Raw genomic sequence first — 23,434 nt, 5'->3', positions numbered from 1 at the left:
CACTCTGCAAGGTAAATTTTTTAAATAATGTCTTCAACGACTTTTTCATCTTTGTCCAAATATAATTTTATTTTTTCACCATTTTTTAATTTGTAGCCTATTTTATCAAAGTATAATTCGACTCCTTCATATCCGTAAAGAATTTTTACTATTGAATTTCTACTCCCCTTTAATAATACGTGACTGCCGACGCCAAGCGATCCGGCTTCTTTTATGAAAATATTTTTCTTAAATTCGATCGTACTCATTTTAACCTTGCCATTAATAGAAACCGAACCATTTGTAGAAATTTTTGTATTATAACAACCTGCTTCTGAGGTTATAATTACGTCCTTCACAGCGTAAATTTTGCTATCATGAACCCATTTTGCAAGTATATGTCCCTTGTTTTCATGTTCCTCGTCTAGAACACTTGATATGAAGAGGATTTTTTCAAAGATTTCTTTTAACGAATTCAAATGTTTTATAAGACCAATAATATCATAATCCAAGATGTTGTTGAGCGTTTTAGCGAGACTTTTTAAATACTCTAGAAGATCTTGAAATACCTTTGAACTGCGTGTCATACTTATTTCTCTTGATGATGTTTTTAATTCTTCTTTTAAGGTTTCGATTAATTTGATTTTCTCGCTTAGATCTCTGGAATTATTCATAACAGTTGGTAGTTCTTTAATATGGGCAAAAATTGCCGATAATTTCTCAACAATAAGATTTACAGCGTGAAGTTCTATTTTATCAAAAATATTTTCTGGTAAAAAACCGGCATGTAATTGGCTATCAACAATTCCACCATAGATAATAATATTTTGCCCTCCATGAATTGCTGATTCGTAAACTGAACCAAGTATCTGAACATTTCCTGAAACAATTATTTGATTACCTTTTTCGACATTTCCGTTTATTATAACATCACCATCGAATGTTACAGGCCTTGAATTCTTCGTGATACTTCCTTCGTAAATTAACATAGGAATAGAATTAAAAAAATATACAAATTTATCATTTTCGTCTTTTTTATGTACAACCGGTCTTATATCAGCCATTGCAACTATCTTATTTTCATCTTCTTTAAAAACTATGGAATTACTTAAAATTTTTACTTCAACGTCTCTTACAGGCGGTGCATTTATAATTCTACCCCTTACGCTAATTCCATTTTCACCTTTTATGGGTTTATGCAGCTTTCCGATAACATCACCTTTTCTTGCAAAGGGTATACTTGCCATCTTAAATATATCTTCTTCAGAGAATGTTTCGGTATAAAGAATTCTCGGCTTATCGGTTTTTATAATAAATTCCAGATAACCATCCCTGCCACTTTTATATGGTATTCCTCTTGCTATTACTGCTTCTTTTTTATTTTGGGTATATACGCTAATTAACGCACTTTTATCTACACTCACTATAATTCCATTCTTACGAAGATCGCTTTCCAGTATATTTAAAAACTCATGAAAATCCACATCACTCCCCGAAGAAAAAAAGACTCTTTTTAAGATTACAGCCATTTCATCATCTGGGATTTCCAAAGTAAATCCCATTCTTTTCAATACATCACTTAATTCGATTTTCATAAAAATGCCTCCGTATGTTAGGCGGTCTGGATTTAACAAGTACTATGACCTTAACGGACTTTCGAATATCCAACTGTATTTCTCTGCTTGAGCATTCCATTTAGACCTCTCTTGATAAAAATGATAGCCTTCCTCCTCTATACTTGTCACATTTAATGCATGAGATTCAGGCAGTTTTAGCTTAGCCCATGCTGGGCACACATACTAAAAGTAGGCAACTGCCTCGGTTGCCTACTTTTATAACTACAAAACATTACAAGTACTAGATTTAAATTTACAAGTTGGCAACCCAGCCGTCATAGCATCTGCATGCCTTAGACCTGTGGCTTTGCGTCCTTACCTTTCGGTAAGTTTGCCTTTTTCAGAATATTATTTAATGTATTTGAATGATTATTTTTTTGAGAAAAAGACAATATAAATTTTTTTAATTGTTTTCAAGTTATAACTTACTTACAAAAGTAAAGATACATAATATAAATAATAATTTTTACATTATTATCTGTTAAAGTACTATATTCGACAAAAAAAGCATAATTCCTTCTTAAAAATTAAAAAAAAAAAAAAAAAAAAAAAAAAAAAAAAAAAAAAAAAAAAAAAAAAAAAAAAAAAAAATTAGAAAAGTTGTTTATTATCTTTTATTAATTGTATATTTAATCCTTTCCCAAAAAATAAATAATTTTTCACGTCTTTTTATCAGCAAGTATCTAAGGAGTTCTAATGCCTATAAAATAATCTCTTAGTAAATTTTTCTTCACATTTTCTTCAAATTTTTAATTTAAAATAATCTTATGGTAAGAGTACACACAAAATTTTTACCAAAGAAAAAAGATAAATGAGAGGAGGAAAAACTATGTTTGACTTCACGTTAACTACTTCTAAAAAAACAACAGAGTTGATTGAGGACTTAAAAAAAGAACTTAAAGAGGAAAGCTTTGGTGTCTTATTGGAATTTGAATTGCACAAAAAACTCGCTGAAAAAGGGCTGCCTTATAATCACAATGTAACAATTTTAGAAGTTTGCAATCCTAACGCCGCTGCAAAAATTATCGCAATTGACCCAATGGCAAGCTACTTTCTACCATGTAAAATTGTAATTATAGAAAATACAAAAGAAACAAAAGTAGGTGTTTTAAAATTAGCTCAATTATTCTCACATATGGACAACAATAATGTAGAAATTAAAGACATTGCGAAAGAAATTGAAGAACGTTTAATAAAAATAATCAATAAGGTTGTTTAATACTTCTGTGTCTTTTAAAATTATCCAGTGTTCTGAAAACAGTATTTCACCAGTTATGCTTCTAAATGCATAACTGGTGAGTTTGTTGACAAAGTCAAAAATTTTTTAAATAGGATATTTTGCATCGTCGCTCCGATGTTCCAAAGCGACAAAATTAAAGCTCGACCTTCAGGTTCCGGCAGGGTACCCCGTCAGGCGACCTCCTTGTCTTAGTGTCATAGTAAAAGTTCGAAATTTATTCATTGAGATAATATAAAAAAGTTGACAAAATCGATATGTTTATTTTAAAATCAAATTGATAATGATTATCATAATCTATAAGGAGGTTTTTTATGATAGCAGGTATATTAATTACAATCCGCGAAGGACTTGAGGCTTTTTTAGTCATAGGTATACTATTAGGATACCTTACAAAAATCAACCAAAAAAAGTACTTTAAACACGTATGGCTGGGCGCTATTGGTGCTATAGTTTTGAGTGTTGTTATTTCGTTTATATTCCGGGCTTTAAAAATTAGTTTTGAGGGCGAAAGTGCTGAATTATTTGAAATAGTTGTTGCAGCGATAGCCATTATTATCCTTTCATATATGGTTGTCTGGATGCAAAAGCAGAGCAAGAATATCAAAGGTGAACTTCAAGCAAAGGTTGATAAAGCTTTGTCAAATAATCAGGTATGGGGCATAACAATATTAGCATTTGTAACAGTGATAAGAGAAGGGATAGAAACGGCACTATTCTTGACCGCCTTAAAAGACGAAGGTTTATTATTAAGCTCATTTGCGGGGTTATTTATAGCTGCAATAATATCTGTATTATTATACAAAACAACAATAAAATTGAATTTAAGGAAATTCTTTGTGATAACTGGCTGGCTTTTGATATTCATTGCAGCAGGTTTGACTTCTCATGCAATTCGTGCATTAGGAGAATTGGGAATAATACCTCCGATAATTGAAAAAGTATGGAGCCTAGAATGGTTAATTCCAGATGAAAGTTTATTAGGTAAGTTACTGCACGCGTTTATTGGATACGAAAGCACTCCGTCTTTAATGCAGATCATTGCATATAGTGCTTATATATTGACTGTAGGTAAAATGTTTATGAATAGTTCGAAAGAAACCTCCTAATACATTGGGAGAAACCTCCGAAAGGTCGGAGGTGTGTGAAAACGAAGTAGTGAGGTTGATTAAAAAAGCTACTTTATAGGTTTTGCTTTTATAAGTTTAACAATGTCAAGAAACAGGTTATCTTCATAAATTATTTGAAAACCGGTTTTTTTTATATTATCGATAGTATTTCTGTTGATATTGGCTCCATATATTCTGACAACTAAAGGGTTTATAATATCCATAAATGTACCTAAGGGTTCCATATTACTTCTTACATGCTCCAACATGATTAATTCACCTTCTTTTCGTAGGACCCTTTTTATCTCATTTAACCCTTTAATGGGGTCCGGTACAGAACAAAAGACACCAGTTGTTATAACCACATCAAAGGAATTGTCAGGGAAATCTAGTTGTTGAGCATCCATTAATTTAAGCGTTATATTTAAACCCAGTTTATTTGCCTTTGTTATTGCTTTTTCAAGCATCTTTGGACTAAAATCTATTGCTGTGATATTAATATCTTTGAGATAATAAGGCATGTTTTTGCCTGTCCCAACACCGATTTCTAGAACATCGTGGCCCTTTACATGATTAAACAATTCTTTTCTCCATTTAGACATCCACCTTTTTTCCATCATGTCCTCAATTCTATCATAGTATTTTGCCGCCCTATCGTATCTCTTTCTTATGATTTCTGTTGCGTCTTTCATATACAGTCCTCCTTTTGATTGTTTTTTTGTTTATTCTGACAATAATTCTAACATATTTTCTCTAGAATTATATGATAATACGATTTTATGGAGAAAATATGAAGATTTATTCTTTTTCTTCATATTTTCTCCATAATTAAATTGTATGATGTATATGTAAAGAAAACCAAAGGAGGTAATAAAAATGGGATTGGTCGATAGAGTAAAGTCATTTTTAGGGCAAAAGCAAATTCAATATTTAATGAATTAGAAGACCCTGAAGAGGCTCTAGAGCTGTCTCTTGAAGAGCTGAGAGAGCAATTAAATAAGATAAATAAGTCGCTTATCGAGGTTACTACGGTTAAGAAAAGACTTGAAAGTAGCCTTAATGGAAGGTAACTTTAAACCTAAAGTTGCCGGAGGGAGGTGTTGTCTTGTTTTAAAAAGCTTTCATCCAGAAACAACGTAGAAACAGTTCAAGTTTAGCGAAAGAATAAGATTTTAAAAGTTTAATTGAGTTAATCACAAAATATTGAAATAGGAGGAATATGTTATGGTAAAAGATCCGGTTTGTGGTATGATGGTTAAAGAAGATGAGGCAATAGCGAAGTCGGAATATAAAGGTAAAGCTTATTATTTCTGCTCAAATCATTGCAAAATGGAGTTTGATAAAAATCCTGAAAAATATGTCAGAGATGAAATGGGTCACGGCCACCACGAGCATAGAAATCATGGCTGCTGCTGAGTAAAAATCGCTGCAATTATGCGGCGATTCTTCACAATTAAAGTGTAGTATTAAAAAAATAAAAAAGGTGAAATTTTTATGAGTCTGGTTAGTTGAATTTTTTCAATCTTTAAAGTATCGTTGATGCAGATTTGAGCGCAGGAATTATCCTGTGCTTTTTGGTTATTTAAAAAGCCATATGGGATAATAATAGCAACAAATGTATACGGAGGGGCAGAAAAAAATAGAGGCAATAAACAATGGAATAGAGGAAAACCTTTTGAAGAAATATCGAAAATAAATAAAATACCAATTTCTATAGGTTAATAGATGCAATGTAGCAGAATTAGGTAAATGTTATGCAGTAATGGAAATGCAGGTGCAACAAAAGCATTTAAATCCAATATAGCTATCGATGTTGTCATTTTGTTGCCAAAACACTAAAATAAAAAAGCAAGGTACTTAAAAACCTTGACTTTTGACAAAAAAATGGAGCTGGCGAAAGGACTTGAACCTTCAACCTGCTGATTACAAGTAGGAAATTTTATCATTTAACTATTTTTAACTGGTTTTATCAAGGTCTTAAAAATGCCTAAAAATAGGCCTTTTTGTTTTTTAAATTGGAAGTTGTTAACCTCAATTCATACATAATTTTATTTATTGTGTGACCATTTTGTGACCAACCAATAAGGAAGTTTTGTTTTGAGTTTACAGGGTAGTAGTACATTGGATACGGATGTTGCAATAAAACACCACTTCTTCTACTTATTCTAATGTACCCTTCAGGTTTTACCTAAACTATTTTTTCTCTATATCTAAAACCCTCATCCATAAAAATTTTCGTGCCATCTGCCACAACAGGATATTTTTTACCTTTTATTAAAGTATCGTCGACCACAAGAGTAGCTATCCTTCCTTTATCCAGCACTCGTTTTATCTCTTTTGCAACATTTCCAATAAGTGTTAAAAATTCATCATAACTACTGAATAAATCAGGATAGTCAAAAGGGGCATTAAAATAGGGTGGAGAGGTAACAACTAAATGAATACTATTATCTTTTAGTTCTTTCATATTTTGTGCATCTCCAAATATTATCATGTTTTTCATTAATCACAATTCACCTGTATAAATTATAGTACTTTAGAGCACTAAAAAATTACGAAAATTATATTTTTAACCCGTCTATTATTTCCGTATATATTACTGTAGGTAGACATTATTAGGTAATAGATATCATATCGATAAAATATTGAAAATCCCAAACCTTGGTATCTATCCCTGAATATTTTACAATTGATTTAAGGTGATTTAAAAAAGGCTTATCGTTCATTACAAATGTTTTTGCAAAACATAGATAGATTACCTGCTGAATATCTAAGCTCCCAGGGTTTTTGTCTTCCCCATAATTCTGACTTTTAATTCCTCTATGGAAAATCTCATACATGAAGGTATAATAAAAACTTTTCCAAATGCATATCCCTTGGAGCAAATCTTTTACAAGCACTTCTTCCTCTATAACTTGTATATCCTTAGATAATTCCTTACCATCTCTTCCTTCTTTCTTGGTGTGTTTGGTATGCCATGTCATTATATTTTCTGGTGGAGGGATAAGAATTATATCAGAACTAAAGTAATCACCTATAGTCATATGTGGGAGATATAAACATTAACGCGAATTTAACATTTCTTTAATACTCACTTAACAGTAGGATGATATATTTAAGATGTCGGACAGCTGTAGAAAGGGAGAAGGAAAATGAAAAGATTTTTATATGTAAATATTGCAGAAGACATAAGGAAGAAAATAAAATATGGGTATTTAAATCCAGGGGATAAGCTTCCTTCCGAAATAGAGCTTGCAAAAGAATATAGGGTGAGTCGATCCACATTAAGAGAAGCTATAAAATTGCTCCAAAGAGAGGGAATACTGATATCTAAAGATGGCATTGGCACATATGTCTCAGAAAGTGCTCCACTAATAATGGAAAATTTTCTAAATAATCTTATAAGTATAGGAGACCTTATCAAAAGCTTTGGTTTTGAGGATACACAATCTCACATGAAAGTCTATAAGTCTTCTCCTCGAAATGAATGGAGAGAAAAGTTAAACCTAGGAGAAAGGGAAGGAGTTACTATCATAGAAAGATTGAGAGAAGCAAATGGGGTAGGTATATCATATAGTTTCCATATTTTCCCGGAAAGTATTGCACAAGAACATTTTGATGAAAATTTTAAAGGTTCCTTGATAAAGTATTTAAAAGAGGTTATGAATATTGAAATAGCCTATTCACTTACGGAAATTTGCGCAGTAGAAGATACTGAAAATGAGAAAGTTACTCATTATATCGGTAAAAAAATTCTCCTTTTTAAGCAGCTTCACTTCGACAAAAGAGATACCTCTATATTTTACTCTCTTGATTATATGAACAACAACGTACTCAAATTCTTTATAAGAAGAGAAAATACTTTTTCATCATAAAAAAGGAGGGCAAGATTTGAGAATACCTTTTGTTACGGCTCATTCGGGCTGCATGGACACGAAGATGAATTCTATGGAATATCTTGAAAAGGCTACAAAATCAGGAGTAGACATAATAGAGATTGATGTTAGTGTTACTAAAAACAAGGTACCTATACTCTATCACGATGAATATGCCCATATAAAGGGTGAAAAAAAGAGGATAAAGGATTTAACATATGCACAATTGAAGCAAAATGAAGATAATTTACTCTTATTGGAAGAAGCTATTGATTATGTTAAACATAAAGAGGTTTTGTTAAACATAGACATAAAGGACTGTCTTGAATATGAAGTTATAGCAGATACAATAGTCAAAAAAAGAATGTCAGAGAGGGTATTTTTAACAGGTTGTGGAGGCGAGACAGTTCGAAAAATAAAAAAATTAAATCCTTTGATACAAGTTCTTCTAAATATTGAGAAAGAAAATACAGAAGATTTTAGAAAGCTTTGCAACATAGCTGTTGAAAGTTTTTGCTGTGGAGTAAATCTCGATTATAGAAGATGCACTAAAGAATTTGTAGATTTTGCTCATAAAAGGGGTTTGATGGTATTTGTCTGGACTGTTGATGAGGTGGAAGCGATGAATGAAATTATAAAAATGGGTGTAGAATCAATTACTACCAACAGGATAAGAGAGTTAAAAGAAATCTTGGCAAGGGTGTGGAAAGAATGAAAAAAGTTTTAGCTATAATCAAATACGTATTTCTTATTCTGATACTTTTATGGACACTTTTCCCCATGTACTGGATGCTGGTCAATTCTTTTAAAGATAGAGTTGAAATTTTTTCGCATGTTCCCACCTTTATTCCCCAAAATTTTACATTAGAGAACTATAAAAAACTATTTATAGACTTAAAATTCGGCATCATAATTCTAAACAGCCTTAAAGTAGCGTTCTTTTCTACTGTTGTAGTAATTATAATAGCTACCTTGTCCGCTTACGCGATATCAAGATATAACTTCATAGGGAAGAAGACCTTGAATCTTTGGATTATACTTGTAAGAATATTTCCTCCAGTAGCTTTCGTCGTTCCTCTTTATCTAATCCTGAGGAATCTAAATATTTTAAACACCCATTTAGGGCTTATACTTTTATATATCATTTTCAATCTTCCTTTTGCAGTGTGGATGCTTATAAATTTTATAAATGAAATACCAATAGAAATTGAGGAAAGTGGAATGATTGATGGAGCAAGTCCTCTTAAAATACTTCTAAGACTCATAATCCCCCTTCTTCTTCCGGGTTTAGGAGCAACAGCTATCTTTACTTTCATAGCCTCATGGAATGAATTTATGTTTGCATTGATTTTTCTTCAGTCCCCAAAACTTGTGACAGTACCTGTCGCTCTCTCAGGTCTTATAACCGAATACCTTGTACTGTGGGGGCCAATGAGTGCCGGGGGAATAATTTCTTTGGTACCGATACTTTTGTTTGTTATCTTGATGCAGGACTATATTGTAAAGGGTCTAACCCTTGGTTCTATCAAGGGTTGACATAAAATCTTACAAATTTCAAAGGAGGTATAGGTTGGAATGTTTAATAGAAAATCAGTTTTGACGCTTTTCTTACTCAGTTTGTTCATTTTCTCGGTTTTGTTTTCTGGTTGCAGTACGCCTACGCAGTCATCTTCGCAAGCCCAAGCGGATAGCACACCTCAAACAAGCACAAATGAAGAAAAGACGACTCCCCAGATTACACTTCATATAGCAGCAAGGGCAGGCAACATTTCCGATGCATTGGCAGAAATGGGGAAGAAGTACAAGGAACAGACAAATGTTGATGTTCAAGTGGTTGGAATGCCTTATAACGAATTAAAAGAAGCGATTGTTTTGGATGTTAAAAACAAAGGTGGGGCCTATGACCTTGTAACTCTTGATGACCCATGGATGCCAGAGTTTGGTGAAGGCAAACTGCTGACAAATCTTGATAGCTACTTTCCTAACGGACTGGACAGCGATTTTGTAGAAAAGAGTGTGGCGCTGGGTAAACATCCCTATGGTACAGGCTCTTTATATGCGGTTCCGATGGTGGGGAATGTACAGCTTTTTTACTACAGGAAAGATCTTTTGGATAAATATAATCTCACACCTCCAAAGACCTGGGATGACGTTCTAAAAATAGCTAAATTAATCACTGAAAAAGAAGCTCCTAATGTCTACGGGTATGTTATAAGAGGACAAAGAGGTAATCCCATAGTTTCGGATTTTCTTCCGGTTTTCTGGGCATATGGTGGAGAAGTAATTGACGAAAACAATAAGCCCCATGTGAACAGTGAAGCAGGAATAAAAGCTATGGAAACATATCTTAAACTGAAAAAATACAGCCCTAAAGGAGTAGAGACATTTGACACTGATCAAATTGCTAATGCGCTCACTCAAGGGCAGGTAGCGATGACAATTGCATGGCCTGCTTGGGTATCAAAGGTAGATAATCCTGAAAGCTCAAAGGTAGTTGGGAAAATTGACTTTTCTGTTGTGCCCGGCCAAGTTAAAGACTCTGCGGCTATGATTGGAAATTGGCTTTTAGGTATACCTTCTACTTCAAATAATAAAGAGGAAGCAGTGAAATTTTTAAAGTGGGTAACGAGTAAGGAAGTGCAAAAAGAAATGGCTCTTAAATTTGGAGTCCCTCCGACAAGAAAGAGCTTATATAATGATAAAGAATTAGTAGAGAAATACAGATATTATCCTTCTCAGCTGGATGCTCTTGAACATTCTGTTGCAAGGCCAAGAACTCCATATTGGAGCCAAATAGAAGATGTATGGGGACTTTACCTCTCGCAGATAGTAAGTGGCCAAATAGGTATAAAAGAAGGCCTTGATAAGGCCAATAGTGAAATAGAAAAGATATTAAAATAACTGAGGAAGAGGTTCCCCAGAGGTGGGGAGCCTCTATACAAAATTTAAATGAGGTGACAGTGTGAGAAAAGCTGAAAGGTCGATATATTGGTTTTTATTGCCATCAACTTTATTACTTCTTATATTTACATTCTATCCCACAATTTATGAAATTACAACAAGCTTTTTTAAAATCGATTATATAAAAAATATAACAAAATTTGTGGGAACAAGTAATTACGTACAAGGAATTTCAGATCCTCTGTTTATAGTAGCAGTAAAAAACACCTTTTATTTTGTCATATTAGCTGTATTTTTTGAAACATTATTGGGATTAATCTTAGCTTTGTTTTTCAACTCGTTAGAATCAAGATATGCAAAATTTTTAAGAAGCATAATACTTATACCCATGTTGCTTCCACCTATCACAGTAGCTCTAACGTGGAAAATGATGTATGACTATAACTATGGGGTAATAAATTTTTTCATAGAACTATTTGGGGGCAAAGCAATAGAATGGTTAAATTCACCTAAACTTGCCTTGCTTTCTATAATATTGACGGACATTTGGCAGTGGACGCCCTTTGCTTTTTTAGTGATATTTGCTTATTTACAGTCTCTGCCGCAAGATATATATGAGAGCGCAGATGTGGATGGCGCTAATTACTTCCAAAAATTAAGGTATATTACTTTGCCTTTACTAAAGCCAGCTATATTTTTGACAGCTCTTTTAAGGACAATAGATACTTTTAGGGTATTTGACAAGGTTTATGTGATGACAGGAGGAGGACCCGGCAATTCGACAGAAACCATAAGTTTCTATATCTACAGAAATGCTTTTAGGTATTTTCAAATAGGTTATTCCTCTTCTGTAGCCATAATAATGGTTGTGATTGTGTTGTTGTTTTCTACCCCATATATAAGGAATCTAATGAGATCTACCTCGCAGTAGGTCCAAATGTCATGAAAATTTGAGGAGGTAATTTTATGAGAAAATTGTCAATATTTTTAATGATAATAACAATCTTAGTTTCATTTTTAGCATTTAATTATGAAGATGCCTATGCCTTTAACACAGATTTGTACAAACCTGCTGTATACTATCCTTACTTGTGGAAGCTTGGGGGTCCTAATCTGCATGATAATCCTAACTGTGTAGATTACTACATTTTTACATCAAAACAAGAACTTGAAAATCATCTTTATCAAGTAGAAGGATGGGACCAGGGCCAAGCTTCAGATGCAGCTGATTTTATTTTCAATGTAAAGAATTCTGCAGTAGCTTATGTGTATACTTATATATGGTATTATGACGAATACTGGAATTCTTTCCATGATAATTATTTTATGTACAGAGAAGGACCTGATACAGAAGCAGTAGTAGTTGGAGTCTCATCTTCAGGGTCGGTAACGTCTTTTGTAACCCATCCACATTATACACTTCAGAAATATGATAGTCCCGAACTTGTAGATCAAACTCATCCAATCCTATATTTGAGAGGAGCACATCATGGTCCATATCAAACTCCTGGCACAGGGAATACTTTTAGGTATTGGGGTTATAATTACAATTTACTTTACTATTACCCGGCAAGAGTTGAATAACTAGAAATCGGTAATATATTATATGAATATGAGACTCCTGCATAGTTTTTATGCAGGAGCTTTTTATGAATTTTAACAGCTCAGTAAAAACATAAAAGACAAAGCAGAAATAAAATAATCGTCTACCGCAACCCCTTTAGTGTTTTCGGTAGACGATAGCATTTTCTCATAAAGGGTAACAGCGACCTACTCCTGGCTTTGAAATGCTAACAAAACAAAAAATTATATGTCACACAAAACGCTATTATGGCAGAGTCTTAAAATACCATACTAAAACAAAAACAGATTTGCTTTAATTATATAAAATTTCCTAAAACATTACATTAATATCATATTTTTAAATTATCTTGAAATTTAATAAAAAATCGCAAATTATTTTAAAACAAAGCGAAAAATTACGTTTAAAAGTCAAAAAAATAGCTTAACAGCACTTGAAAAAACAAAAAGAGAAATTTATACTATCCTTATAGTGCAAGCGCTTGTACTAAATTTAAAAAAAAAGGAGGTTTGTTTATGAAGAAAACGCTTAAACTTCTGTCGATTCTGTTAATAACCATTGCTCTTCTTTTCAGCTCAATTCCATCCGTACCGGCAGCACCGGATACTTCAGTTTCCAATGTTGTCAATTATTCGACAGATGTAATTTACCAGATAGTCACAGACCGTTTTTTAGATGGGAATCCCAGTAATAATCCAACAGGCGACTTATATGACCCTACCCATACTAGTTTAAAGAAATATTTTGGTGGCGATTGGCAGGGTATTATAAACAAAATTAATGATGGTTATCTTACTGGTATGGGAATTACAGCTATATGGATTTCGCAACCTGTAGAAAACATTTACGCAGTTTTGCCAGATTCCACTTTTGGTGGAAGCACATCCTATCATGGTTACTGGGCACGAGACTTCAAAAAGACAAATCCCTTTTTTGGAAGCTTTACAGATTTTCAAAATCTCATAGCAACAGCTCATGCTCACAATATAAAAGTTATAATAGACTTTGCACCAAATCATACATCTCCTGCTTCAGAGACAGACCCTACCTACGGGGAAAATGGCAGATTATATGACAATGGAGTACTACTTGGTGGTTATACCAATGATACAAATGGATATTTCCATCATTATGGAGGAACTAATTTTTCATCATATGAAGATGGAATTTACCGTAATTTATTTGACTTAGCAGATTTAGATCAGCAGAATAACACTATTGATTCATATTTAAAAGTGGCAATTAAACTATGGTTAAACATGGGGATTGATGGTATACGCATGGATGCAGTCAAACACATGGCATTTGGATGGCAAAAGAACTTTATGGATTCTATTTTAAGTTATAGACCAGTTTTTACATTTGGCGAGTGGTACCTTGGAACCAATGAAGTAGATCCTAATAATACGTATTTTGCAAATGAAAGTGGTATGAGCCTTCTTGATTTTAGATTTGCTCAAAAAGTTCGTCAAGTATTCAGAGACAATACAGACACTATGTATGGACTTGATTCGATGCTTCAGTCTACTGCAGCAGATTATAATTTCATAAATGATATGGTTACATTTATAGATAATCATGACATGGACAGATTTTATACAGGAGGCAGTACACGGCCTGTTGAGCAAGCGTTAGCATTTACTTTAACTTCTCGCGGTGTACCTGCTATATATTACGGTACAGAGCAATATATGACAGGTAATGGAGACCCTTATAATAGAGCTATGATGACGTCATTTGACACCACAACGACGGCATATAATGTGATAAAAAAACTTGCTCCACTGCGTAAATCTAATCCTGCAATTGCTTACGGTACACAAAAACAGCGATGGATAAATAATGATGTTTACATTTATGAAAGACAATTTGGTAATAACGTTGCTCTTGTTGCTATTAATCGTAATCTTTCAACGAGCTATTACATTACTGGTTTGTATACTGCGCTACCTGCGGGGACATATTCTGATGTGCTTGGAGGATTGTTAAATGGAAACAATATTTCAGTTGCAAGCGATGGTTCTGTAACACCGTTTACCCTTGCACCTGGTGAAGTTGCAGTATGGCAGTATGTCAGTACAACTAATCCTCCATTGATAGGACATGTAGGACCGACAATGACAAAGGCAGGGCAGACTATAACCATAGATGGAAGAGGATTTGGCACAACAGCAGGTCAAGTATTGTTTGGGACAACTCCTGCAACTATTGTGTCATGGGAGGATACTGAAGTAAAGGTAAAAGTTCCTGCTTTAACTCCTGGCAAATATAACGTTACACTAAAAACAGCATCAGGAGTTACAAGCAATAGCTATAACAATATCAATGTTTTAACAGGAAATCAGGTATGTGTTAGATTTGTAGTAAATAATGCTTCAACCGTGTGGGGAGAAAATGTATATCTTACAGGCAATGTAGCTGAACTTGGCAGCTGGGATACATCGAAGGCAATAGGACCAATGTTTAACCAGGTTGTGTATCAATATCCTACGTGGTATTACGATGTAAGTGTGCCTGCTGGTACTACTATAGAGTTTAAGTTTATAAAGAAAAATGGTAGTACTGTAACGTGGGAAGGTGGATACAACCACGTATATACTACACCCACTTCTGGTACAGCTACTGTAATTGTAAACTGGCAAAATTAACATCTAAAAAGCTAAATTTCCCTCTCCCCCTATTTTTAAAGATAGAGGTAGGTTACTTTTACCCTACCTCTATCTTAATTTTAAATTATGCGTAAGGTAATAATAATGAAATCCACTTGGTTAGCTCTGGAGTAAAAAGTAGAGTTAATAGTAGAATATTTGGCTAAAATAGAAAGAATCTGGGATGTTATTGCAGATGTTCTTTATTTATTTAATTTTTACTTCCTCTTCTGCTATTATTGACTATACTTTTTCACCAATACTTTCTTCACAAAAAACTCTGGAAACTTCTTAACCACAAAAGCTTCTCCTCTTTTAAGCCTTTTTATTTCATCGGGATGAACAATAAAGCTTTTCTCTTCCTTTACCGTTCCCATTCCAGTAGGTGAAATTTCATTTACCTGCATTGTAACGGTTATATCATCTTTTGTCCCTATAAGTGAGGATAAAAGCTCAGCTGATACTGGTACATCCTGTCTGTGTATGATTTTAACATTTGTGTTGCCCAGTATCTGCTCCATTAATTCTGTTTTACCCTCTATTCTTAAATCTGCGAGCTCCTGTGTGGATAGTATAACATGAAATCCTGCTGCCCGGGATTTATTAATAAAATCCGTAACCTGAGGTCCTGCAAATACCCCGAACTCATCAAAAATTGTAAATACCTTTTTGCTGCGACCAAACATCCTCGCCGCCGTTGTTTTTAAATCAATTACTATAAGCTTTCCAAGAAGTCTCGAATATTCTGAAAATCTTAAAGCATCTAAACTGAAAAACACTACTGCATTTTCTTCTATGCAGTTTATAAGGTCAATTGTGCTTTCATCTTCTGTATCAGAAAGCAGTTCTCCTATTTCACTTTCTGAAAACACTGCAAGCCTGTTCACAAGGCCGTTAATGTCCTTTTTCGCGCTTTCAATCATATCATAGAAAGCATCGTACTCACTTTTATCCATTCTGCCCTCCCTAACTAGTCTTTTAGCCTCTTCCAATAAAGCATTGTAGTTTAATTTTTTAGAGATGTTAACCAGATCTACTCTGTTATTTGTCTTTTGTAAAATCTTTATTGCTGACTGCAAGTATCTTTCACTTAAGAATTTGTAGTGAGGCTCTGTCCAATCAGAAAGGCTGATAATCTTATCTTTTAATTCTGTGAAATTCCCAATTTTCAAAGGATTGTAGTGTGTACTTTTTTCTTGTACTGCCATAGAAAAAAGATAAAACTTCTGGCTGTATTTTTCTGCCATATTTTTTACTTTCTCTGCAAAACCTATTTCACCTTTTCCATCAACTATAATTACAGGTAATCTTCTTCTTACAGCACTTTCAATAAAATTCATAAGAGTAGTAGTTTTTCCTGCACCTGTTGCGCCTAACACCAAGCAGTGTCCATTAAGCTCTTCATCTGTAATTTTTACCGCATTAGCAGCTTCATCAATACCTATGAGAGTTCCGTCATCCGGCTGTGACAGCTTCTCCAGTTTCTTTACAAGCCTCTCACTAAAATCTATTTCTTTATTCTTTCCTATTTCCTTCCTTTTCTTTACCCACTCAGGCTGTGCCGCAGTGTACAGCTCTATCATTAGTGACAGAATAAACCCAACAGGAATACCGACTTTTATTAAAACTTTCCAATCCAAATTATGCGGTATCTTGCTGTTAAAAAGCGACTTATAAGCCTCAAGTATCAGCTTAAAATAATCCAATATCAGCATATTAAAATCCTTTACATTTAAAATTACAACTGTCACTGCCGCTGCAACGGCAGCATAAACCATCCATTTCTTATTTTTTAACCTATCAGCAGCAGCGTATATCATCAATCCAAGAATAATTCCCGGTAAAAACATCAAAGCTCCTGCAAGACCAATAGCTAGTATCACCATTCTATCTGTTTGCGTAAGCTCTCTGCTGTTCATCCTTAAGCACCTCGCTTAAATAAAAAATCTTAACATAATCCATTTCTTTAGCTGCTTTTTCCACTGCATCATAGACTGCCTTGCTGGAGACAAAATACCACACCTCATCATAGTCAATGCTTTTTTTGTAGTATCCCATCTTTTTCTTTAAATTTCTCTCTGACTTCTTTGTGAGCTCTACTTCAACAGCTATTTTCTTGCCATCTTTTATTAAAACTCCATCCGGTATCATATCTGTTCCGCTGTCCTGCCTTAATTCTCTCATAGAAATCCATTCTCCCTGCTGCTCTAATTCAATGCTTAAATCTACCACCTTTAAGTCATGCTCATAATTAGCCAAATTCACATAATGTTTGGGAGTCCATAAATTTGAACCTGAAATTTCAGCTCCCTTCTTTGTACACATGTAAACCCCAGGCTTATTTCTGAATATTCTTAAGGAATATAAATATTCATCATCACACAACTTTTTCAATCTTTTATATGTATACCAAATGCCTATCTTAAATTTTTTGGCTACCTGATTTACAGTTACATACCTCATTCTATTTATCCAATATAAAATTTCCAAATCTCTTCTTGTAAGCTGCATAGAACCACCTCCTGTAAAAAATTAAAACAGAGCAGTTTTTCTGCCCTGCTAGCATAACTTTTTTATTTATATAAACCTGTTATTATCATATCTGCCAAGAAGTTCACGTTGTATTGTTTTTCTTTTTATTTTTTTTGCATTCTGTATTTTTTATTTTAAACGTCCCACCCCTACCAAATCTAGAAGCCGCGCCGAACCCTTGAGAAGCGAGACCCCGCTCTCTATACGGAGCGTTAGCGGAGTATGATGAGAGAGCGGGGTCTCGCTTCGAAACCCGAGCAGAGCGAGGGCGAGGCGACAGCCTCGGGGTGAGGCGCGGTGAGAAATTAAAAGGTAGGGGTGGGACGTTAACCATATCCAATAATGTATCCAAATCATTTTGTATTTCTATTGGATATACTATTGGATATATCGGACAATAAAAAAGACCGTTTTACAGGCCTTAATTTCATATTCCCATTCCGACTTTTGGTTCGAAAATGTTCTAACTTCTCTATAAAAATTTTATTATTACTTTGTCACTAAAAGTATTTTTCTTCCTATGACTTTTATCAGGTTTACAAACGATCTTCCCTTCTTCTTCAAGTCTAATAAATACTTCTTTGTAATTCCTTTTAATAAAAGGTTTATTTTTACTATGCTCGTAAAAAAGTTTTTCAAAAGTTATTGTTTTTCCTGCATACTGAGTAAGCAATATAGTTACCCGGTCCAGAAAACAAATCAATATAGCCCAATTTATCACTGTGCTTATTCATAATTCTAGCCCATGCATTAAAATACTTAACAACAATTTCTTTTTTAATAAGTGACTGACTTTTTACTCATCAAAAAACATGAAATTTTCCTCCCTTTATCTTTCGAAAATATAATTTGTTAAATTTTTATATACTCTCACTAATCACCACCTTTTGGTTTTGTATGTCAATACAACGTTTCGCCTATATATCCCTTATCTTACTGCGGCATTCGTATGTTTAAAAAATAAATCTTGTGTATCTTTTTTATATCCTTCTAATATATATGGAGCATCTTCCGTAATAGTACCTTCTTTTATATGGTATTCTATATTGTGTTGTTCACAGAATTTTATTACTACATTAGTGCAATAATTGTAGAATTCCTTATACCACAAATATTCACTAACTTTTTTATTGTAATTAAGTTTTCCAAACACAATTTTATCAACAAAAGCCACTTCATTTAGAATCTCTTTTAAATCCTGATTAATAATATTTGGTGTAGGATATGGCTCGATGCTAACCCAAGTCTTTAACCCTGCATTATGCAATTTCTTCAAGCTTTCTATTCGGTCTTTATAATCAGAAGAATAAGGTTCATATGCTTTTTTAAAATTTTCATCTAATGATACTAAAGTAATCCCATATTCATTGTATTCACTATAACTATTTTTATCTAATAACTCCTCAGGATAGATTCCTTTAGTTAATGTAGTAACTTTGATACCATTACTGTTAAGTTTTTTAATAATTTCCAAAGTTAGATTGGTAACCTCCGGATACCCCATCATAAAGGGATCTGTTGTAAAACTTAAATGTACAAAATTTATTTTCTCTCTCAATTTAGGTATTTCTTTATCTAAAATCTCTAACGAATTAGAAACTAATTTGGGTTTAATCCATTCTTCGTAAGATTTTATCCTCCCAAATCTTTTTGCCAGCATAAATGCATAACAGGGGAATTTACAGCCATGAGCACATCCTTCTACGTGATTTATAGTATAGTCACCATATTCGACACCAGTTTTATATAATAAAGTTTTTCTCATTGTTTTATCCATTTAAAATACACTCCTTCCAAACCATCATTAATAAACTTCGACATCTTTCATTAATTTCCTGCATAAATTTAAACTTTTTTCTATGATTTTCTTATCTCATCTTTAGTTTTGCAAAGTTATAATTTGTAACTATAATTTATAGAGATAATATATCCATTGCACTCTCTATAAGTAATTTTTCTGTTTCGTCAGTTTTTTGATTTTCTTCATCATTTGAGAGACTGACTGATGGACTGACTGACAAATCCTCTGATTTTGTATCTATCTTTTTTAATATCCAGTCTAACTTTTTATCAATATCATCGAGCCTATCCTTATATCCAGCATAGAAGCGTATGGCATTTCTGATAAAATCAGATCGCTCGGAAGCACTAAGGTTAGAAAGAATTCCTTCAATATCTTCATCACTCTCTCTTATTCTAAAACTGTACTTTTTATCTTTCATTATACCACCTCAAAAAACATGTCTGACGCAGTCAAACCCTTATCACATCTATATTTTTTGTCTTTGAATCAGTAATTTTGTCCGACGTGTTTTGTCTGACACCTCAAAGCCTTGATTTTTAAACATTTGCAGGTACAAAAGTATGATTTTGTCGGACAAACATCAATTATTTAACTCCGTAATATGTCGGACAAAAGTCTTTTTTACATCCTTCAAAACCTGTTCTCATCTCATAAAGCTCATGTCGGACGCAAAATGTCGGACATTTTTATGTCTCCTTTATGGATATTGATGGCTGCCTGCTTTCACATACCCTGATTATATACTTAATTTCCCGCCTTGTCAGATATTTCTTATCAGCAGTATAGTAATCTACCATCTGCTTCATTAGCTCCCATATATTTTTATAATTCAGCTCCTCTTCACTCTTTACCTTTTTCTCCATAGTTTCACCCCATTACTTTATCAGCTGTTCTTTTTCTCTTCAAGTTCTGCAACCTTAAGAAACCCTTTAGCATTTGCGAACTGAGCATTTCTAACCAGCAGTGTATTTTCATAAATATCCCTCATGTATTGCAGCAGTTCTTTAGCTCCTCCACCTGCCAGAAAAACGGTGTTGAAAAAATTCAGCTTGCTTCCCCATATAAGCTTTATCTTATCTTTTATTACCCTTGCTATTTCGTTTCGCACCTCATTAATCTCTTTTGTGAAATCAAGCTCTCTTCCTTTGTAAAATATTCTTCCATCACTTATGAGCCTTATCAGCTCCGACACATCTATCTTGCTTCCAGTCTTCTGTGTAAACATCTTATCTACTGCATTATTCAAAACCGACATTCCTACTTCCATTGTACCGGACATATCCTCCCTCAGGATAAGTTTATCTTCCACCATGAAAACTATAAAGTCAGTAGTTTTAAATCCAATATCGATTAAGCCAATATAGCTGCCTTTTATGAGATACTTTTGAACATCATCCAAAACTGCATAGTAAACTGCTCCAGCTGCCTGAGGGAAGATAGTAATCCTCTCAAATTTGATTGTTTTTACCCTTTCGTCTCCTTTAAAATACGCCATAACTTTAAAATTCTTCAGCATATTTTTAAACTCTTCTTTTTTGTGAACATACTGCTCCAGTGGAAGGCCGGTAACAACATGGACAGGAACTTCTTTTTCCGGGAAAAGAAGAAGACATGAAGCTGTAATAAGAGCTTTTGTATTAGGATGATTTATTTTATCTTCATCAAACACGTACGAGACATTTTTTCCTTCTCTTCTGGCCAGCTCTCCAACAAAATACTCTTCCTTTTTTCCATTCACAATAACAACGTGCATATTATCAGTTTTCTTGTTATCTGCACCAAATAGGCCAGACAAAACTCTTTCATATGCATTTTCAACCAGTGAAGGGAATAGTATCTCTTTTCCCTTTTCATTAACTCCTTTTACATACCCGTACCCGACATCCAAACCGATCTTAAACATATGCTTCCTCCTCCTTAAACATTTTTACAAAAATTTTTACAACCTCAGGATCAAACTGTGTGCCTGAACATCTTATTAACTCTTCAACTGCTTTATCATTTGAAATAGGTTTTTTATATATCCTGCCGGCTGTCATAACATCAAACGCATCTGCTACCGCAATTATCCTTGAACACAAGGGAATTTTTTCACCGTGCAGGCCATCAGGGTAGCCTCTTCCATCGTATCTCTCGTGGTGGTGTCTTACTGCAGAAACCACAATGCTGTCAAATCCAATTTTTCTAAGCAGTTCTGCGCCATATAATGAATGCATTTTTACTACCTCAAATTCTTCGATTGATAGAGGTTCCTTCTTGTTAAGCAAACTTTTTGGTACAAATAACTTCCCAATATCATGAAAAAAAGCAGCAGTCTCAAGAAGTTTAATTTCTTTTAAAGGTAAGCCAATGTAAATTCCAATATTCTTGCACAGTACTCCAACGCTGTATTGGTGTTTTATAAGGTCCTCCAAAAGCTCTTCTCCTTTCTTTTATTGAAAATTTACAAAAAGCTTAAAAGTGTTCCAGCAGCAACAGCAGGCATGAAAGGAAGTTTTGTTTTAAACTTTAGGAGAACGAGGGAGTAGAGGAGAAAAATCGTAGATGAAAATAAAAGAATATCCCATATCCTAAAACCAGCGTAGAAAGACAGAGCAGTCGAAACCTTTACATCTCCTCCGCCTATTCCTCCTAAAAGCCAGAAAAGAAAAAGAACTCCAAATACTAAAAGGGAGTTAAGCAGATAAAACTTCAGGCTTATATAAGGCTTTAAAAAGAAATTCACAAAAGAAAGAGCCAAGATGGAGGCAGGGTAGATGTGTCCCACCTCCATCTTTTTTATGTCTTCTACAGCAGCTAAAAAGAGGATAATTAAAATCAAAATTTTAGTCATCAAAATGTTATCACCTCTGAATCTTTGACTGATTTCTTAAAGACAGGGTCGGGGATGTTGAACTTCGAATCTGCATAAATTCCGTTTATGGGGATGTTCATTTGTATCTCGAATGAACCTCCGCCTTCAAGGTCAAAATAAACATACAAAGTTGAGTTTTCATCTCCGGGTTTTTCGTACTGGAACTTCAGAACGGCACTTCCTGAAGTGCCTCCAACGTTCTTAATCACTGAATAAGGCTCCACATAAAGCACACCTTTGTTCTGATACCTGTTCACAACATGAATAGCTCGTATGTTTATAACCTTTTTATTCAATGCATAAGAAATATTTAAAGTCATGTCGCAGACAGAGCCGTCCGGGAGGGTGTGTTTATTTGTAAACACATACTGAGGTGTTTTAGAAACAGAGATAGTGCCGTGCACTTCATCCCAGTAGCCGTTTTTGACCCACTCTTTGTATGTCTCCCAGTGTGAGGTATCGACCCATACCTGCCTTGTCTCCCAATGGGCAGGAACGTCAACTACCCATCTCTGAGCCCAGTACCCATCCTGCACCCAAACCTGTCTCGTCTCGTAATGTGATGTATCAATCCACACCCGCTGTATTGTCCAGTACCCGCTCTGCACCCAGACTTTCTCTGTCTTCCAGTATCCGCTTTTAACCCATACTCTTTCGGTTTTCCAGTAGCCATCCTTTACCCAAACCTTCTGCACTTCCCAATGAGATGTATCTACCCAGACTTTCTTGTACTCCCAGTGAGATGTATCTACCCAATGTCTTGTTTTCCAGTCTACAAATCCGTAGGGTGGAACTGGAGGTTCCCAATGGCCTTCTTTTACCCATACAGCTTCTGTTTTCCAGTACCCACTTTCTACCCATACTTTTCTGTATTCCCAGTGAGAGGTATCCACCCATACCTGCCTTGTCTCATAGTGTGAAGTGTCGACCCAAACTTGTTTCGTCTCGTAGTGTGAGGTATCAATCCACACTTGTTTTGTGTCCCAGTATCCGCTCTGTACCCATACCTGCCTTGTTTCCCAGTGAGAAGTATCTACCCAGTACTTTTCCCAGTGACCCTGCTCAGGTACCCAGACCTGCTGTGTTGTCCAGTACCCGCTTGTGACCCACCTCTGCTTTGTCTCCCAGTGAGAAGTATCCACCCAAACCTTTGTACCGCTGGAATTAAGCTTTACCCAGTCTCCTGCGTAAACAGGAGTAGCAGCAGTAAAAATAAAAATTAAAGCAAATAAAAAAAGCACCTTAAACTTATTCATTTTTTAAAAGCACCTCCCTTAAATTTACACAAAATAAAAAA

At 34.3% G+C, this 23,434-nt stretch carries 23 protein-coding genes and 1 riboswitch; of the genes, 10 read left to right on the top strand and 13 right to left on the bottom strand.

Annotated features, from left to right (window positions below; translation table 11 throughout):
- Nucleotides 1-20: 20 nt before the first annotated feature.
- The gene (locus tag THYS13_RS10480) at nt 21-1,574 is read right to left on the bottom strand and encodes a FapA family protein (RefSeq protein WP_042834476.1); all 1,554 of its coding nucleotides are present in this window, start codon (nt 1,572-1,574) and stop codon (nt 21-23) included.
- 280 nt (nt 1,575-1,854) lie between these two features.
- Nucleotides 1,855-1,941, bottom strand: a riboswitch (cyclic di-GMP riboswitch).
- Between the two features lie 483 nt (nt 1,942-2,424).
- On the opposite strand from THYS13_RS10480, the gene THYS13_RS10475 reads away from it, so the two are divergent.
- Both THYS13_RS10475 and THYS13_RS10470 read left to right on the top strand, forming a co-directional pair.
- A complete protein-coding gene (locus THYS13_RS10475) occupies nt 2,425-2,814 on the top strand; it encodes a DUF302 domain-containing protein (protein ID WP_042834475.1) in 390 nt (129 codons plus the stop codon).
- Nucleotides 2,815-3,146: 332 nt separating this feature from the next.
- Nucleotides 3,147-3,941 carry an FTR1 family protein gene (locus THYS13_RS10470; protein ID WP_042834474.1) on the top strand — a complete coding sequence of 265 codons (795 nt, stop codon included), beginning with the start codon at nt 3,147-3,149 and terminating at the stop codon, nt 3,939-3,941.
- 68 nt (nt 3,942-4,009) lie between these two features.
- On the opposite strand, the gene THYS13_RS10465 is transcribed toward THYS13_RS10470, so the two are convergent.
- Nucleotides 4,010-4,633: a class I SAM-dependent methyltransferase gene (locus tag THYS13_RS10465; protein WP_042834473.1), complete on the bottom strand. Its 624-nt coding sequence runs from the start codon at nt 4,631-4,633 to the stop codon at nt 4,010-4,012.
- A gap of 532 nt (nt 4,634-5,165) precedes the next feature.
- Between THYS13_RS10465 and THYS13_RS10460 the strand changes: the two genes are divergently transcribed.
- Nucleotides 5,166-5,357 carry a YHS domain-containing protein gene (locus tag THYS13_RS10460; RefSeq protein WP_042834472.1) on the top strand — a complete coding sequence of 64 codons (192 nt, stop codon included), beginning with the start codon at nt 5,166-5,168 and terminating at the stop codon, nt 5,355-5,357.
- 772 nt (nt 5,358-6,129) lie between these two features.
- On the opposite strand, the gene THYS13_RS14435 is transcribed toward THYS13_RS10460, so the two are convergent.
- The gene (locus THYS13_RS14435; protein ID WP_052210518.1) at nt 6,130-6,444 is read right to left on the bottom strand and encodes a DNA methyltransferase; all 315 of its coding nucleotides are present in this window, start codon (nt 6,442-6,444) and stop codon (nt 6,130-6,132) included.
- A gap of 112 nt (nt 6,445-6,556) precedes the next feature.
- The gene (locus THYS13_RS10450) at nt 6,557-6,985 is read right to left on the bottom strand and encodes a hypothetical protein (RefSeq protein WP_065214143.1); all 429 of its coding nucleotides are present in this window, start codon (nt 6,983-6,985) and stop codon (nt 6,557-6,559) included.
- A gap of 108 nt (nt 6,986-7,093) precedes the next feature.
- Here THYS13_RS10450 and THYS13_RS10445 point away from each other — a divergent pair, with 108 nt between their 5' ends.
- The 7 genes from THYS13_RS10445 to THYS13_RS10415 all read left to right on the top strand — a co-directional run bounded on the left by THYS13_RS10445 (nt 7,094) and on the right by THYS13_RS10415 (nt 14,947).
- Entirely contained in the window at nt 7,094-7,816 is a 723-nt protein-coding gene (locus tag THYS13_RS10445; protein WP_042834470.1) for a GntR family transcriptional regulator, read from the top strand.
- A gap of 16 nt (nt 7,817-7,832) precedes the next feature.
- Nucleotides 7,833-8,531 (top strand): glycerophosphodiester phosphodiesterase, encoded by a 699-nt coding sequence (locus THYS13_RS10440; protein ID WP_042834469.1) that lies wholly within the window; start codon nt 7,833-7,835, stop codon nt 8,529-8,531.
- Nucleotides 8,528-9,352 (top strand): carbohydrate ABC transporter permease, encoded by an 825-nt coding sequence (locus tag THYS13_RS10435; RefSeq protein WP_042834468.1) that lies wholly within the window; start codon nt 8,528-8,530, stop codon nt 9,350-9,352. The genes THYS13_RS10440 and THYS13_RS10435 overlap by 4 nt, the downstream gene beginning before the upstream one ends.
- 39 nt (nt 9,353-9,391) lie before the next feature.
- The gene (locus THYS13_RS10430) at nt 9,392-10,717 is read left to right on the top strand and encodes an ABC transporter substrate-binding protein (RefSeq protein ID WP_052210517.1); all 1,326 of its coding nucleotides are present in this window, start codon (nt 9,392-9,394) and stop codon (nt 10,715-10,717) included.
- 61 nt (nt 10,718-10,778) lie between these two features.
- Complete coding sequence (locus tag THYS13_RS10425; RefSeq protein WP_042834467.1) at nt 10,779-11,648, top strand: carbohydrate ABC transporter permease; 870 nt, start codon at nt 10,779-10,781, stop codon at nt 11,646-11,648.
- 35 nt (nt 11,649-11,683) lie between these two features.
- Nucleotides 11,684-12,301 (top strand): hypothetical protein, encoded by a 618-nt coding sequence (locus THYS13_RS10420; RefSeq protein ID WP_042834465.1) that lies wholly within the window; start codon nt 11,684-11,686, stop codon nt 12,299-12,301.
- Nucleotides 12,302-12,814: 513 nt separating this feature from the next.
- On the top strand, nt 12,815-14,947 hold the full coding sequence (locus THYS13_RS10415; protein WP_042834464.1) for an alpha-amylase family glycosyl hydrolase: 2,133 nt from the start codon (nt 12,815-12,817) through the stop codon (nt 14,945-14,947).
- Nucleotides 14,948-15,183: 236 nt separating this feature from the next.
- Here the strand turns inward: THYS13_RS10415 and THYS13_RS10410 are convergent, their stop codons facing one another.
- The 9 genes from THYS13_RS10410 to THYS13_RS10370 form a co-directional block, all read right to left on the bottom strand.
- Entirely contained in the window at nt 15,184-16,866 is a 1,683-nt protein-coding gene (locus THYS13_RS10410) for a type IV secretory system conjugative DNA transfer family protein (RefSeq protein WP_042834463.1), read from the bottom strand.
- Nucleotides 16,835-17,458 carry a replication-relaxation family protein gene (locus THYS13_RS10405; protein ID WP_042834462.1) on the bottom strand — a complete coding sequence of 208 codons (624 nt, stop codon included), beginning with the start codon at nt 17,456-17,458 and terminating at the stop codon, nt 16,835-16,837. Before THYS13_RS10405 ends, THYS13_RS10410 begins: the two co-directional genes overlap by 32 nt.
- Before the next feature lie 949 nt (nt 17,459-18,407).
- Nucleotides 18,408-19,256, bottom strand: a complete 849-nt coding sequence (locus THYS13_RS10395; RefSeq protein WP_042834460.1) for a radical SAM protein — start codon at nt 19,254-19,256, stop codon at nt 18,408-18,410.
- A gap of 136 nt (nt 19,257-19,392) precedes the next feature.
- Entirely contained in the window at nt 19,393-19,701 is a 309-nt protein-coding gene (locus tag THYS13_RS10390; RefSeq protein ID WP_042834459.1) for a hypothetical protein, read from the bottom strand.
- A 268-nt stretch (nt 19,702-19,969) separates the two neighbouring features.
- Nucleotides 19,970-20,146 (bottom strand): hypothetical protein, encoded by a 177-nt coding sequence (locus THYS13_RS14430; protein WP_201035682.1) that lies wholly within the window; start codon nt 20,144-20,146, stop codon nt 19,970-19,972.
- A gap of 20 nt (nt 20,147-20,166) precedes the next feature.
- A complete protein-coding gene (locus THYS13_RS10385; protein WP_042834458.1) occupies nt 20,167-21,186 on the bottom strand; it encodes a ParM/StbA family protein in 1,020 nt (339 codons plus the stop codon).
- The gene (locus THYS13_RS10380) at nt 21,179-21,697 is read right to left on the bottom strand and encodes an HD-GYP domain-containing protein (protein ID WP_042834457.1); all 519 of its coding nucleotides are present in this window, start codon (nt 21,695-21,697) and stop codon (nt 21,179-21,181) included. Before THYS13_RS10380 ends, THYS13_RS10385 begins: the two co-directional genes overlap by 8 nt.
- Nucleotides 21,698-21,726: 29 nt before the next feature.
- On the bottom strand, nt 21,727-22,116 hold the full coding sequence (locus THYS13_RS10375) for a prepilin peptidase (RefSeq protein WP_042834456.1): 390 nt from the start codon (nt 22,114-22,116) through the stop codon (nt 21,727-21,729).
- Nucleotides 22,116-23,393: a hypothetical protein gene (locus THYS13_RS10370; RefSeq protein ID WP_042834455.1), complete on the bottom strand. Its 1,278-nt coding sequence runs from the start codon at nt 23,391-23,393 to the stop codon at nt 22,116-22,118. The genes THYS13_RS10375 and THYS13_RS10370 overlap by 1 nt, the downstream gene beginning before the upstream one ends.
- Between the last annotated feature and the right edge of the window lie 41 nt (nt 23,394-23,434).

The organism is Thermoanaerobacter sp. YS13, from assembly GCF_000806225.2.
In the GTDB taxonomy this organism is placed as follows: domain Bacteria; phylum Bacillota; class Thermoanaerobacteria; order Thermoanaerobacterales; family Thermoanaerobacteraceae; genus Thermoanaerobacter; species Thermoanaerobacter uzonensis.
The sequence above is the reverse complement of the archived record's forward strand: the minus strand, read 5'-3'. Positions and strand labels throughout refer to the sequence as shown.